This is a genomic window from Ruegeria sp. AM2 (assembly GCF_056540685.1).
Map to the genome: position 1 here is coordinate 780,586 of NZ_JBQFXE010000001.1, position 14,310 is coordinate 794,895.

Genomic DNA, 14,310 nt, shown 5'->3' on the forward strand with positions numbered 1-14,310 from the left:
TCATGCAGGATTGGACCATGAGCTATGATCCAAGCATACCCGAGCCTGCATTTCCCGCCTTTCTGAAAAGCTGGCGGCAGCGTCGCAGACTGAGTCAGTTGGAACTGTCCCTGCAATCCGGAATGTCCCAGCGGCACCTCAGCTTTCTGGAAACCGGGCGATCAAACCCCAGCCGGTTTGCCATTGCCCAACTGGCCGAGGCGTTAGAGATGCCGGCGGCAGAAGTCGACGCGATGCTGCTGTCCGCCGGATTTGCAGCACGGTCGTCGCGCCGCGGGTGGGATGGGGAATGGCAGCGGGCCATTGATGCATCGATCGACCATGTCCTGACCGGACATGCGCCCTTTCCGGCGGTTTCGATCGACCGGATTTGGACCCTGGTCAAGGCCAACCAGCCTGCGCAACGGTTCTTTGCCATGCTTGGTGCCAGAGGAGAGCCCAATCTTTTGATGGAAATCCTGTCTCCCGGTCCGGTTCGGGACAGTATTGTGAACTGGGACGACACCGCCCGCGCCTTGCTTCGGTTGTTGGAGCTAGAGGTCGCGCGGCGCCCTAACGACCATGAGGCACAGGGCTTTTTGTCCGAATTGAAAACCTTGGACGGTGTTGCGGACCTGCACATGCGTTCAGGCACCGCTTCGACCGCTCCGGTTTTGTCGATCCGATTTCGTGTTGATGATGTCGAACTGAACATGTTCTCCTTGATCGCAACAATCGGCATGAGCGCCGATGCAACGCTGGACGACCTACGCATTGAAACCCTGTTGCCAGCGGACACCGCAACCCAAACCTGGTTTCACGAGAACTTCACGCATTAGGCTGCCCGAGGAACGTCGTCGGCAATTGCAATACCCTTGCGACCGCCCGGCCCAAATGCAGACACCCAGCTTGATTGCCAAGGCCCCATTTGCGGCTCGCTCGGCACTCAGGGCGTTGGCCTAATTGAACATTTCCTTGGCGGCTGTCGCGGCACTTTGCGCCGAATTCTCGAAAGGTTGCGGCGCGGCGATTAGACCAATCAACCCGTCTCCGATCATCAAGCTTACGATGTCGCCGTTACTGGTGACGGCCTCGAACATCAGTGCGTAGTAGACGTCCAGCAACTCGATGGTTGCTTCGGGCGACAGGTCTTCGGACAAGGCCGAAAAATCCCCGGATGTCGCAGATCAGCACCGAGGCCGACATTCTGCGCCTACCAATCGAAGGGCCCGATTTCTGCAAGTCACGCGGAACTTCAAGTGTTGCAAATCCCTCCGGTAGTCGCCTTTGCCCGTCGCGCAGGCGCTTCTTTTCAAGGCTCGATGAAAGTCGAACTCACAGCAGTGCTGTGTTGACTGGCTTGGGCAAATAGTCTTCGGCACCTAATTCGATGCATCGCACAACAGATTGATCAGCGCCCTTGCCCCGAAAACGCTTACGTTTGACTTTATGGAATGCGCGGCGTGGCGGCATCCATCTGCAGCGCGGGCTGCGGCCGCGCATTGGGATCCAACACCAATCCCGGCAGTTCCTGCAGGATCGTGGTGACAAGCCCGACCGCGAACTCGACCCCGACTTCGGATTTCGGTTTGGGATACACGTCAAGATCAATGAGGTCCCCGGTCATGCCCCGCCCTTTCGCCTCTGAGGTGTATTGCGCAGCGCCTGGGTTAATTGTTCGCGCTTCCCCCTCACGCCGCATTAAAAGGCCATGGGCGGCACCGCAAATATCCGCCGCCGTTTCGGCGACCGTATCGAACACCGCTTGCACGTCCCCTTTTGACAGACCGATTAGATCGACGTATTTGGTCATCGCAGTAAAGGGGGCCGGTTCGAATTCCGGATCACGCGTGGGCGCGTGGTCATGTGCTTTCTGCGGCGACGATGTTGCCTTCCCAAATTCCATAAACTCGTCCACACGCTTCCCGCGTATCGCAAACCATGAATAGCCCATGCCCCATGGTAGAAAGAATTCGGCCATCCGCACATTGGGCCATGTCGCGATGCCAATACATAAATTGCCCGAGCCTGCGCAGGGCCTGACCGTCTGGGCCGCGCTATCTGCAGTAAGCCCCGGACTGTCTACGGGCCGTGTCAAAGTGGAAATGATCCTTGTGAAATCGATCAGAATCAGGTCCCAGAACAGTGCCGAATATGCCGCACGCCCCGCTGTGCAATTGACGCAGAATGTCGCTGGTTTCGTCTGTGTTCCACCCTTCCAGAACGCTGACGCGGGTCCCATTGTGCAGCACAAATTCCGAAATGTCGATTGCGCGGCCCCTGGCGTGCTCGGACAGGCTGGTGTGCCGTTGGTTGTTTTTGGTCCGGCAAGAATAATGCCCGGACAGACGCATGCCCTTCAGCCCTCCGCCAAAACCTTCAAACGCGGGTATTGCGGCGTATTCTACCCAGGTCTTAAGCGTCACCGCCGTCTGGCAATCCATCAACGCCAGCTGGCTAAGCGCGACATCGGCAACCTTATGAATGCGAACGGGTTCGACGATACCGCACCCTTGGAACTTGCCCGAGAATGAACTTTGCACCTCTCCAAGGATCATCCAATCGCCGCACACCGCGCCACGCTGCTGCATCTGCGCCCGCCCGAGAGCGATTTTCTGAAACTTGCACGGCCGCAAAGCCGGTCTGAGGGAAACATCGACCAATCGACCCGAGACGCTGGACACAGCGACGGTTGGAAACTCGACAGTGCTCAGCGGCTCATACTTAATAAGTCGCGAAGGCTTGGTGGCCGGCTTATCAACACAGTTTGGAGCGGCATTCGCCGCGCCAGCGCAAAACAATAAAACAATAACAAACACATACATGGGATCAAATGGGTCCACTTCAATCGGAAACGCTCGTCTTCTCTTGCCTCGGACGTCACGCACACCGATGATCGCGCACCAGCGTCGCGACCAAGCCTAGCTGCTCAGTCAGGAGCCATCAACTTTTTCATGGGATTCGGCCTTGAACCTGCCGCACAGCGGGTGGTCAGGTCGTCAGCCTGCGTCCTGACGCAGGGTCAAACAGATGCGTTTGCCCCGACAGAACCGAAAAGCGCAGGCTTGGGTGTTTGCCTTCGATAGGGTGCACACCCGGCAAACTGACCGTTATGGCGCTGTTGGTTTCCGTCAGATGGCCGTGCAACAGCGTATTCGCACCCAAAGGTTCAGCCATCTGGATTATCGCCTCAAGCGGTCCGTTTTCGTCCTGAACCAGATGCTCTGGGCGAAAACCCAGTGTTACGGGCGCGTCCTCACCATTGGATGGGGCAATTTCGAGCGCGCCGATCCTGATTGACCCACTTTCGCGGCGCGCATCGAAGATGTTCATTGCGGGGCTGCCGATGAATTGTGCAGCAAACAGGGTCTGCGGCGTTTCATAGACTTCCAGCGGGGTCCCAATCTGCTCGGCGATGCCACCGTTCATGACGATCATTCTATCGGCCATCGTCATGGCTTCGACCTGATCATGGGTCACGTAAAGCGCTGTTATTCCAAGCTTCTCCTGAAGCTCCCGGATTTCAAGCCGCATTTGAACACGTAGCTTTGCGTCCAGGTTCGACAACGGTTCATCAAACAGAAATACCGCAGGCTCGCGTACAATTGCGCGTCCCATGGCGACCCGTTGGCGCTGGCCGCCGGACAGTTGCCGGGGTTTGCGGTCCAACAAAGGTTCAAGCTGCAGCAACTTGGCCGCCTCCTCAACCTTTTCGTTGATCTGCGCCTTTGGCAGCCCCGCGATCTTCAGCCCGTATCCCATGTTCTGCCGCACCGACATATGCGGATACAGCGCATAGTTCTGGAACACCATCGCGATGTCACGGTCCATCGGCTCTTTCTCATTGGCCCGCTCGTCGCCAATCCGAATTTCGCCGGAGGTCACGGTCTCCAGACCAGCCACCATGCGCAACAAAGTGGACTTGCCACATCCCGAAGGACCGACGATCACGATGAACTCGCCGTCCTGAATTTCGATATCGATGCCATGGATGATGTCTGTGGGGCCAAAGCTCTTTTTGACGTTTTCGAGTGATACAGTTGCCATTTCTTATTTCTCGCTATCGACAAGGCCGCGCACAAAGAGCTTTTGCATGGACACCACCACAATGACGGGCGGGATCATCGCCAGAATGGACGTTGCCATGATGACCGGCCATTCGGCCACATCGTCCCCCGATGGGAACATCTGTTTGATACCCATGACGATGGTGTTCATTTCCGGGTCAGTGGTGATCAGCAACGGCCACAGGTATTGGTTCCAACCATAGATGAACAGGATCACGAACAGCGCCGCGATATTGGTCCGGCTCATCGGAACAACGATATCGATGAAGAACCGCATGGGGCGGGCACCGTCGACCCGCGCCGCCTCGGCCAATTCGTCGGGAATCGTCAGGAAGAACTGGCGAAACAGGAACGTTGCCGTGGCCGAGGCGATCAGCGGAAAGATCAATCCGTAGTAGCTGTTGAGCATGCCAAATCCGGCCACGACCTCAAAGGTCGGCACAATACGCACTTCAACCGGCAGCATAAGCGTCAGAAAGATCAGCCAAAAGAAGGTGTTACGGCCGGGAAAGCGGAAATACACAATCGCAAAGGCCGACAACAGCGAGATGATGATCTTTCCGACGGCAATGCCGATGGCCATCACCAGACTGTTGAACAGCATCGTTGCGACCGGGACGTTTACCCCGGAAAACAGCGCCGCCTTGTAGTTGGTCCAAAACTGATCTCCCGGCCAAATGGGCATGGGGGGCGAGACGATTTCGGGCTGAGAAACGGTCGACGCAACAAAAGCCAGCCAGATCGGGAAAAAGATGATCAGAACACCCAGTATCATCAGGACATGCGTCATCCAGATGCCCATGCCCTGCTTTTCAACCATGCCGCTTTGCTGGGTCGCCATCAGTAATGCACCCTCTTTTCGACGTATTTGAACTGGATGACGGTCAACAGACCGACGACGATCAGCAAGATCACCGACTGCGCCGAGGACGACCCAAGATCCTGCCCGACAAACCCGTCCGAGAAGACTTTGTAGACCAGAATTGTCGTCGCCTGCTGCGGTCCCCCGCCGGTGATCGTGTGGATGACACCGAAGGTTTCAAAGAAGGCGTAGACGACATTCACAACCAGCAAGAAGAACGCGGTCGGGGACAGCAAGGGCAGGACGATGGTAAAAAACCGTCGCCAGAAATGCGCGCCGTCGATGGCCGCCGCTTCGATCACAGAGCGGGGAACGGATTGCAGGGCCGCGAAAAAGAACAGGAAGTTATAGCTGATGCGCCCCCACGCCGAGGCCACGACGACCAATCCCATAGCTTCGGTCCCGTTCAGGACATGGTTCCAGTCGTATCCCAGTTGGCCCAGATACCACGACACGACGCCAACGCGCGTGTTAAACATGAACAGCCACAGCACACCAGCAACTGCTGGCGCGACAGCGTAGGGCCAGATGAGCAGCGTACGATAAACGCCCGAGCCTTTGATCAGGCGATCAGCAATGACGGCCAGAAACAGCGCAGGGATCATCGAACATAACGTGACAAGCGTCGAAAACACGGCCGTCGTTACGAATGACGCACGATAGAATTTGTCGCTGAGTAGAAACTCGAAGTTTCCAAGGCCAACGAACTGGGAAGACAGTCCAAACGGATCAGGAATGAACAGCGACTGCCAGACCGCCTGCCCGGCCGGATAAAAGAAGAAAACGGCGGAGATAACGACCTGCGGCGCAATCAGCGCAAGTGGCAAAAGCCAACCGCGAAAGGTGACGCGTTTTTCCATTCTTCATACCCGCCAAAATAGAAAATGCGGGCCCCGGAAGGCCCGCATCGGTTCGTGACTTATTGATTGGCGGACTCAAAGCGACGCAGCAGGGCATCGCCGCGTTCCTTGGCGCTGTCCATCGCTTCCTGAGCCGTCTTTTCGCCGGACCAGACGGCCTCAAGCTCTTCGTCGATGATGCCGCGAATTTGGTCAAAGGACCCCAGACGCAAACCCTTGGAGTTTGCGGTCGGCTCTTTGGCAGTCATCTGGATTACGGCGATATCGGTGCCTGGGTTTTGCTCATAGAAGCCAGCTGCGCGGGTCGCGTCGCCTGCCTCTGCCGTAATCGGCAGGTAGCCTGTGTTCTGGTGCCAGTCGGCCTGAACATCAGATGTCGAAAGGAAGCTCAGGAATTCACCAACGCCCTTGTACTCCGGAGCATCGTGACCTTCCATAACCCAAAGCGAAGCACCACCGATAATGGTATTTTGTGGCTCGTTAATCAGGGCTTTCCAATAGGGTAGCGGACGTACGTCAAAGTCGAATTCGGCCTCTGAACTGATCCCGGCATAGCCCGCCGAGCTTTCCGTAAACAGCGCGCATTCACCGGCCCGGAAGTTCGCGCCACCTTCGTTTCTGCGTCCGGTGTAGATGAATTTGCCGTCCTTGGCCCAGTCACCCATCGCGGTCAAATGCGCCACTTGCGCCGGACCGTTCAGCATCAGCTCGGTATCCAAGCCGGCAAAGCCGTTGTCCTTCGAGGCAAACGGAACATCGTGATAGGCCGAGAGGTTTTCCAGGTGAATCCAGCTTTGCCACGCGGTAACCAGCGGGCAGTCCTCGCCCCCAGCCTTCAACTGCTCAAGAACCTCGCCCACATTCTCCCATGTCGACAGATCGGTGTCCGGATCAACACCTGCCGCCTCGAACGCATCGCGGTTCACCCACAGCACGGGAGTTGACGAGTTAAATGGCAAAGACAGCATGTCGCCGTCCGTCGTCGTGTAATAGCCTTTGACGGCACCGATATATGCGTCCTGATCAAACGAAGCGCCGCTGTCTGCCATCACCTCGAATACCGGTTTGATCGCGCCCTCGGCGGACATCATCGTCGCGGTGCCAACTTCGAAGACCATCAGAATATGAGGCTGTTCGCTGGCACGGAATGCAGCGATTCCCGCGTTCAACGTTTCAGAATAGTTACCTTTGTGGCTTTCGACGACAACGTATTCATCCTGACTGGCGTTGAACTCTTCGACCTGCGCTTTCACCAAATCCCCAAGGCGGCCGGTAAACGCATGCCAGAACTGAATTTCGGTTTGCGCCATTGCCGAGACCGGCAGCAAGGCAGTCGTAGCGGCCAAAACGCCGAGAAGTTGCTTTTTCATGGTTCCTCCCACGCATCCAAATCGATGCTTTTTGTTAGCGGTGCACGCATGGCGTATACGGCGACCTTAACATTTCTACGACGTTACCGCCCGAAAATCATAATTCAAGCCGAGATTTTTCGTAAAAAATATAACATTGCATTATATGCTGGCGGCGCAATGCGAAGAACCGAGTGGAACGACAATGGCTCAAGCCCCCAGAATTAGACAGCTCGAAGCGCTCATGGCTGTTGCAAGCAACGGGTCGGTGACCGGCGCGGCGACCGATCTGGGCGTCAGCCAGCCTGCGGTCAGCAGATTGTTGTCGGACCTGGAAAAATCGCTTGGGTTTCAACTGTTCGACAGACGTGAAGGCCGCCTGATCCCCACGCAAGAGGTTCGCTACCTTCAGCCGAGCGTCGAACGTGTTTTGGAACTTATGAAGCAGATTTCAGATGTCAGCCACGACATCACCCACCGCAAGGCCGGGCATATCCGCGTCGCGTGCCTGCCGGGGTTTGCCACAAGCCACCTTCCCGACGTGGTCGCGCAGTTTTTGAAAGACCGCCCCGGCGTCACAATGACGATTGAGCCGGACAGGCCCGAGCGTATTCTCGAATGGATGATAGGTGAGCAATATGATTTCGGGATCACCGATGGATTTCTTGGGCATCCGGCCGTCGAAAGCAGAAACGTGGACGTGCGAACGGTGTGTGTATTTCCTGAAGGTCACCACTTGCAGGCGCTTTCCGAAGTGACGCCATGGAATCTCACCGGAGAAAAGATCATCCATACAAGGCGGGACAGTGACTTTTTCGCCCGGCTTTCACGGGTTTTCCAAAATGCCAAGGTCGAGCTGGTTTCTCATATCGAGGTTCGGCAATTCACGGCCGCGTGCGAACTTGCTGTGAAAGGTGTCGGCGTCTCGGTAGTCAGCGAACTGGATGCCATTCAGTTCGCGGATCAAGGGTTGTGTCATCGGCCTTTTAGGCCAGCGCTGCCGCATACACTGTCTCTGGTCAGGCCGGTGCTGAAGCAACCTTCGCTCATCACATTGGAGTTCATCGAGCTGTTCAGCGAAAGCTTGCGACCTTTTTGGGCGCGGGACAAAAAAGCAAGGTAAGGCCGCCACATCAGCAAAGCCTGCGGCTTTTGTAGCCCGTGCCTGCAAGAAACAGCCGCCGGATTGTGTCCAGCGGCTGAAATCCTTTTTAAGCTTTTCGGTTAAAGAAGCCCGGGGCGCTGAATCGATCTACGCCCGCACAGCGCTGCGACCTGCATGCTGCGACAAAGACTGATCTCTGGCAATCACCCGCCCCATCATGTGAGCGTCGGCGAAACCGCCCGGACGTTTTGCGTACCGGCGCATCGTTCCTTCGATCTCAAAGCCAAAGGCTTCGTACAGAGCAATCGCGCGCGCATTGTCAGACCAGACCAGAAGGCCCGTGCGCTCCAGCTGTAGCCAGTTGTCGGTCAGATCGAGAACGGCGTTCATCAGCGCTTTGCCGACGCCTTTGCCCTGAAATCCGCTTCGGACGGCGATCAGATCGATCTCGCCGACATGGTTGTGTCGCGGGACGTCCTGGAACGTCCGCAACTGGCAATATGCGACCACTTCGGTTTCCGTTTCGGCGATAAGGCGATACAGCCCCGGTTCCGCCATGGTTCGTTCGGCAACCAGCGATTCAGCCACAAATGGCAACCGCATTGTACCCAGCATCACAGACGGGTCAGAAAACACCTTGGCGACGGCTTTTGTGTCCTCAATGGTGACGGGTCGGATTGAGAAATTCATTTTTGAAATCCTGTTTTCGGGGATGCGACCCAAAGCTACTCTGTGGTCGCATCCAAAGTTCAACTTACTATTGTGCAGCTACGGGCTGACTATGCGTGCAAGCGCGCCCCATGGCATCGACGTGGCGATGATCCGTGCCACAGCACCCTCCCATAACCCGCAGGTTCGGCAGAATTTCCATCAGCCTGCGATAATCCTCGCCAAGTTCCTGCGGATTGCCGTCATCCAGAACTTCGCTTTCGTCCAGTTCCGCGTGCGACATTCGCGAGGCATTCGCCCTGACCCCACCGATACGGTCGAGCCAATCGCCGCCCTTGCGCAGTTCAGCTTCGAAATGATCCGGGTGCGCGCAGTTGACCATGAAATAGCTGGCATATCCGTCGGTCGCGTCGTCGACTTCACGGATCGCCTCTGCCAAGGGCTGGCCGGTCGGCAGCTTTCCATCCGTTTCAACGGTGAACGCGATGACCGCAGGAACAGATTGCTGTTTGGCCGCCAGGACGATACCCGTCGCTTCGGGGACGTTGTTCATGGTGATCGCAGTGACAATGTCCGCACCCGCATTGGCCATCGCCGCGACCTGAGGGGCGTGATAGTCCCTTGCTTCGCTTGCCGTCATGATTTCACCGGGCACATATCCGTCGCCGCGGGGGCCAACGCAGCCGCTAATGACCAGCGAGGACATAGAGCCTTCATGCTTGTTGCGCAGCGTGCGCATCAGATAGATCGCTTCGGCGTTAATTCTGTCCAGATCTTTGGGACCATAGCCCAACTGTTGACCCCAATCGGGGCTGGACCGCCAGGTCGGGCTTTCCAAAATAAAGCCGAGCTTATGCGCTTTGGCGACCGCAATGTGACGTTCGAAATAGTCCGTCAGAGCCTGGCGTCCGTCTTCCGTTTCAAGCAGAACAAATGACGCGAACAGCGGAAGGTCGATATTGTCCTGGAAAATGAGCGTTGTCTCAATTCCGCCATCAGAGAGAAAGTACCCCTCTTCGGGCAAGGGAAAATCGGGCCGACTGGATGTTGATGATTGGTCATGCATAATTGCCTCCTACGGCAGGTTTCAATGCACTTGGACTAGTGCGGTTTCGACACTGCTGCTGGGAGACAGTCGGGAGATTTCAGGTATATTGCAGGGATTTCCATACCGATTATGCTTGAGACGCGCATATGCGGAAGTGATTTAGCGACGTGTCGTACTTGTTCGAACCCTTTCTATTGGACGGCTCACGCCGTGAGCTTCGGTGTGATGCGCAAACGGTGCACCTGCAGCCTCAGGTGTTCGACCTGCTGTGCCTCTTGGTTGAAAATGCCCATCGCGTCGTCAGTCGCGACGAAATTGTCGAGAAGGTCTGGAAAGGTCGCATCGTGTCGGATGACGCGGTGTCCAGCCGTGTCCGGGACCTCAGGCGGGCCTTTTCGGATCATGGGCAAGACCCCAAACTTATTCGAACGATCCGAGGGCATGGGTTCCGGTTTGTCGGCGACGTCGCATTACAGGCCGAAGCGCGACCCAAGGCTGAGGTGCCTCCGTCGAGCAGAGCGCCAGATCCTTCCGCGCAAGACGAAGCGCTGGGTCGCATTAGCACGCAGCCGTCCATTGCCGTGCTGCCGTTTCAAAGAAATGGCGACCTCGACCGGTTCGAAGCGATCGAAGAAGCCATCCCACGGGAACTGATATTGACCCTTGCCAGCCTCCGCTGGATCAAAGTTGTTTCCCACGGCTCTGCGTTCAAGTTTCGCGGCAGCCAAATTGACCTGTCCCAGGTCAACCGCATTCTGAACGCACGCTATTGTTTGACCGGCGTCATCGAGTTGATCGGAGACAGGATCACAATAGACACCGAGCTGTCTGATACCCTCACGTCCGAAGTGATCTGGGCATTGAGAAAAAGCGCCAGCATCGACGACATTCATGCGCTGCGCGCCGAAATCGCGGCAAACGTCATCATGGTTGCCGAACTTGAGATACCTCAGCACGTGAGCACGTCTCTGGTCGGGTCCAGCGCCGAGAACCTTGATGCATGGTCCGCGATGCATCTTGGGTTTCACTATATGAGCCAGTTCAGCCATGCCGGGAACGAAATGGCCGAGCAGATGTTAAGCCGGGCAATCGCGTTGGATCCGGCGTTGGCACGCGCGCAGGCGGGCATGGCCTTTGTGAACTTCCAGAACGCATTCATGCGCTATACGCCGGATGTTGCCAAAGCCTCTGATACGGCACGGCGTTATGCGGAACAAAGCGTCTCGCTGCAACCGCGGGACCCGTTTGCGAACTTCATGATGGGTCGATGCCATTGGCTGGACCATGATCCGGAGGGCAGCAAACCGTGGTTTTCTCAGTCAATTGACGTCTGTCCGAACTACACCTGGGGTTACTATGGGGCCAGCTGGGCGAGCGTGTTCACCGACGATTTCGATTACGCCTCGCAAGCTGCAAACCGTGCGATAGACCTGAGCCCGATCGATCCATTTCGACCGGGCATGACAGGCAACAAGATGTGGGTTCATATCGCACAGGAAGACTACGGCTCGGCCGCGAAATGGGCCGAGATCGCCGCGAGCACGCCTTGGTCGCACGCGGGAATGGCATTCTTTGCCGCGATGAGCAATTGGCTCAATGACGATCCTGCCAAGGCACAATGGTGGGTGAGCGAGGCACTGCGTCGCAATCCAGAATTGCGAAAGGATCACATCCTGGCGCTTGTGCCTGCATCAAGTATCCACTTCCGGCGTTTGCTGGATGAGGCGATAGACGCGCTGGGGGTTTGAAACCGCCTCGCATAGAAGACAACTGGATCATCCAAAAATGATTGAGCATCAAACCTCAACGCCCTTCACTTTGCCAGCCGCCAATTGAGCGTTCCACCAAGTATCGCAGGCCGCTGGAACCAGCCTTGAAGCCAGTCCGATACCGACCAATTCGCTCTGCTCTGGTTGCTCAACCTCACTGATCGCGACATCAGTCCCAACAACTTGAATCAAGAAACCCATTCCGCCGTTGCCGCGCACCCAGCCCTTAAGCCGATAGAGCACTTGGGGGCGGGACAGAAGGGCCGAAGACAGGCTTTGCTTGTCGAACGACTGGCCTCCGACGTAGGACCATTTCGCATAGGCAGGATGTGCAGTTTCATCCGCTTGTGACGCGTCCTGCGCTCCCAGCAGCAACTGTTCAACGCTCAGAGACTCGGCCATCATCAGCGTTGCTTGTGCGTTCAACGCGGATAGGTTTTCGCGAAGGTCTGAATCCAGTGCGGATTTCGTTACGGCGATCATATGGGCACATTCGATCTGGCTTTCCACCTGTGGCGCGATCAACGGATCAGTGCGCAAGTCATTGAACTGCTGGCCATCGACAACGGTGACAATTCCGGCGGGAAACAAATCCGGCTCTGCATGGGCCACGTTCGCGATACGGGCGGGATCCGCTATCCCGCTGGCTTCAACGATAAGGTAGTCGGGTCGAGGGGTTCGGTCCAGGGCGTCGCCGACCGCCAGGAACAGATCTGCCCCCATCGTGCAGCATACACATCCGTTGGCAAGCTCGATCGTATCCTCGTCTGCGGAAATCAGCAGCCCAGCGTCGATATTGATCGCGCCAAAATCATTGACCAGCACCAGAATGCGCAGACCATGATCCGCGGCCAGCAGCCGATTGATCAAGGTCGTTTTGCCCACCCCCAGATACCCCCCTATCACTGTCATAGGAAGCGGGTTCATATCCGATGCACCTCGCCCCCCAACACGGTCCCCATAATCGGAATGTCTTTCAGCGCCTCAGGATTTACGTCCATGGGATTGGCGCCAAGGATCGCAAAATCCGCGCGTTTCCGGGATTGAATCGAGCCGATTTCATCGTCCATCTTCAACGTCTGAGCGGCCCCTAAGGTGATGGCATAAAGGGCCTCTGACACAGAAATGCACTGGGCAGGACCCAGAGTTGTCCCGCTCATGGTCTGGCGGTTTACAGCGCACCATGCGGTGAACAACGGCCCCATGGGCGTTACCGGCGCGTCGGAATGGATCCCCGTGATGACCCCTGCATCCAGACTGTCCCGCACCGCATCCATCGCGCGGGCGCGGTCCGGACCGAGGGTCAGGGACACGTGCTGATCGCCGAAGTACCAAATGTGGTTGGCAAAGATGTTGCACGCCACACCCAACTCTGCCGCGCGTCGGAACAGGGCAGCATCCATCATCTGACAGTGTTGCAATACGTGTCGCGCTGATGGCCAAGGGTGTTTGCGTGCAGCGGCCTCAAGGGCATCCAATGTCACTTCGACTGCTTCGTCGCCGTTGACGTGGATATGCATCTGCACGCCGAGTTTCTGCATCTCTTCGCAGAGCTGAAAAATCATGTCCGGCGCGGTATTCCACAGGCCATTCGGTTGACCGCCGACATAACCCGGCGCACGCACACGCGCCGTCCAGCCCTGGATTGAGCCATCCGTCATCAACTTGACCGCGCCCAGCCGCAACTTGTCGGTCGAAGCCTTGCGCATCTCAAGTGCGGTGGCGGCAATCTCAGCTGGGGTGGCCCCCATAGCGCCCAGCGCCGGGACCAGTCTTACCGGAAATTCCACGCGACTGGTCGCTTGAACAAGACGCGAGACATCCTCTTGCGTGAGCGTCGCAAACAGGTCTGTGACCGTGGTAACGCCGGCGCGTTTGCACACTTCGCCATAGGTGTGAATGGCCGCATCCGTTTGCGTCAGCGCCCGGAAGTCTATGCCGGTGCGGCGCATGATCGGAAACATCGCCGCCATTTCCTGCAGCTCACCCATCGGCTTGCCACTGTCACCCTTGACCACGCCTTCCACGTCGGTGTGCTCATCGTAACCTGCCAAAGCCAACGCAGCGCTGTTGGCGCACAAAAGGTGGAAGTTCGAGTAAACGATCGCGATCGGTCGCTCCGTACTGACTTGGTCCAGATGGTGACGGTTCAAACGTTCGCCGGGCAAAAAGATCGGGTCGAAGCCCCAACCAACTAACGGTGCCTCTGGCGGTAATGTGGCTTCGAACACCTGTAGGCGCTCAATGACCTGCCCGATTTCCGTCATGCCCTTGTGCAACTGACCCTGAGGGTCGATCCGGTCGTGATAACCGCAATAAGCGTAGTCCCACATCGCACCCGCCATCATATGCGCGTGGCCTTCCACAAAACCTGGCGTCAGGACCGCGTCGGACAGATCGATGGCTTCATCGGCACCGCCCCAGGCATCGGCGCAATCAGGTCCGCCGACCGCCAAAACGCGCCCGTCTCGCACTGCGACATGCGTTGCGCTGGGCTGGTTTCGATCCATAGTCAGGACCGATTTCGCCTGGAAAAGAACGGTTTTTATCATGTGTGCCCCGCTGTCATTCTGAAACAGCTACCCAGATTTACTCAGTTGAA

At 57.0% G+C, this 14,310-nt stretch carries 14 protein-coding genes; 3 read left to right on the forward strand and 11 right to left on the reverse strand.

Translation table 11 applies throughout. The annotated features are described in order from the left end of the window. The first annotated feature begins 17 nt into the window (after window positions 1-17). Window positions 18-818: a helix-turn-helix domain-containing protein gene (locus ACR0CR_RS03915; RefSeq protein WP_480596927.1), complete on the forward strand. Its 801-nt coding sequence runs from the start codon at window positions 18-20 to the stop codon at window positions 816-818. 120 nt (window positions 819-938) lie between these two features. Here ACR0CR_RS03915 and ACR0CR_RS03920 read toward each other — a convergent pair whose 3' ends face one another. From ACR0CR_RS03920 to ugpB, 7 genes are all read right to left on the reverse strand, one after another. Beyond that, on the reverse strand, window positions 939-1,139 hold the full coding sequence (locus ACR0CR_RS03920; protein ID WP_480596929.1) for a hypothetical protein: 201 nt from the start codon (window positions 1,137-1,139) through the stop codon (window positions 939-941). A 287-nt stretch (window positions 1,140-1,426) separates the two neighbouring features. Continuing rightward, the gene (locus ACR0CR_RS03925) at window positions 1,427-1,885 is read right to left on the reverse strand and encodes a hypothetical protein (protein WP_480596931.1); all 459 of its coding nucleotides are present in this window, start codon (window positions 1,883-1,885) and stop codon (window positions 1,427-1,429) included. Between the two features lie 151 nt (window positions 1,886-2,036). After that, window positions 2,037-2,570, reverse strand: coding sequence for an extensin-like domain-containing protein (locus tag ACR0CR_RS03930; RefSeq protein ID WP_480596934.1), 534 nt, complete (start codon window positions 2,568-2,570; stop codon window positions 2,037-2,039). A 400-nt stretch (window positions 2,571-2,970) separates the two neighbouring features. After that, entirely contained in the window at window positions 2,971-4,026 is a 1,056-nt protein-coding gene (gene ugpC, locus ACR0CR_RS03935) for a sn-glycerol-3-phosphate ABC transporter ATP-binding protein UgpC (protein ID WP_480596937.1), read from the reverse strand. A 3-nt stretch (window positions 4,027-4,029) separates the two neighbouring features. Next, on the reverse strand, window positions 4,030-4,866 hold the full coding sequence (gene ugpE, locus ACR0CR_RS03940; RefSeq protein ID WP_480597522.1) for a sn-glycerol-3-phosphate ABC transporter permease UgpE: 837 nt from the start codon (window positions 4,864-4,866) through the stop codon (window positions 4,030-4,032). A gap of 20 nt (window positions 4,867-4,886) precedes the next feature. After that, window positions 4,887-5,768, reverse strand: coding sequence for a sn-glycerol-3-phosphate ABC transporter permease UgpA (gene ugpA, locus ACR0CR_RS03945; RefSeq protein ID WP_480596940.1), 882 nt, complete (start codon window positions 5,766-5,768; stop codon window positions 4,887-4,889). Between the two features lie 59 nt (window positions 5,769-5,827). Next, window positions 5,828-7,138 carry a sn-glycerol-3-phosphate ABC transporter substrate-binding protein UgpB gene (gene ugpB, locus ACR0CR_RS03950; RefSeq protein ID WP_480596942.1) on the reverse strand — a complete coding sequence of 437 codons (1,311 nt, stop codon included), beginning with the start codon at window positions 7,136-7,138 and terminating at the stop codon, window positions 5,828-5,830. Between the two features lie 184 nt (window positions 7,139-7,322). Here ugpB and ACR0CR_RS03955 point away from each other — a divergent pair, with 184 nt between their 5' ends. Beyond that, window positions 7,323-8,240, forward strand: a complete 918-nt coding sequence (locus ACR0CR_RS03955) for a LysR substrate-binding domain-containing protein (protein ID WP_480596944.1) — start codon at window positions 7,323-7,325, stop codon at window positions 8,238-8,240. Window positions 8,241-8,369: 129 nt separating this feature from the next. On the opposite strand, the gene ACR0CR_RS03960 is transcribed toward ACR0CR_RS03955, so the two are convergent. Next, the gene (locus tag ACR0CR_RS03960; protein ID WP_480596946.1) at window positions 8,370-8,912 is read right to left on the reverse strand and encodes a GNAT family N-acetyltransferase; all 543 of its coding nucleotides are present in this window, start codon (window positions 8,910-8,912) and stop codon (window positions 8,370-8,372) included. A 67-nt stretch (window positions 8,913-8,979) separates the two neighbouring features. Further along, a complete protein-coding gene (locus ACR0CR_RS03965; protein ID WP_480596948.1) occupies window positions 8,980-9,957 on the reverse strand; it encodes a homocysteine S-methyltransferase family protein in 978 nt (325 codons plus the stop codon). A 149-nt stretch (window positions 9,958-10,106) separates the two neighbouring features. On the opposite strand from ACR0CR_RS03965, the gene ACR0CR_RS03970 reads away from it, so the two are divergent. Continuing rightward, window positions 10,107-11,687, forward strand: coding sequence for a winged helix-turn-helix domain-containing tetratricopeptide repeat protein (locus ACR0CR_RS03970; protein WP_480596950.1), 1,581 nt, complete (start codon window positions 10,107-10,109; stop codon window positions 11,685-11,687). Window positions 11,688-11,735: 48 nt separating this feature from the next. Here the strand turns inward: ACR0CR_RS03970 and ACR0CR_RS03975 are convergent, their stop codons facing one another. Together ACR0CR_RS03975 and ACR0CR_RS03980 are read right to left on the reverse strand one after the other, a co-directional pair. Further along, window positions 11,736-12,635: a CobW family GTP-binding protein gene (locus tag ACR0CR_RS03975; RefSeq protein WP_480596952.1), complete on the reverse strand. Its 900-nt coding sequence runs from the start codon at window positions 12,633-12,635 to the stop codon at window positions 11,736-11,738. Next, window positions 12,632-14,260, reverse strand: coding sequence for an amidohydrolase (locus ACR0CR_RS03980; protein WP_480596954.1), 1,629 nt, complete (start codon window positions 14,258-14,260; stop codon window positions 12,632-12,634). Before ACR0CR_RS03980 ends, ACR0CR_RS03975 begins: the two co-directional genes overlap by 4 nt. Window positions 14,261-14,310 lie beyond the last annotated feature (50 nt).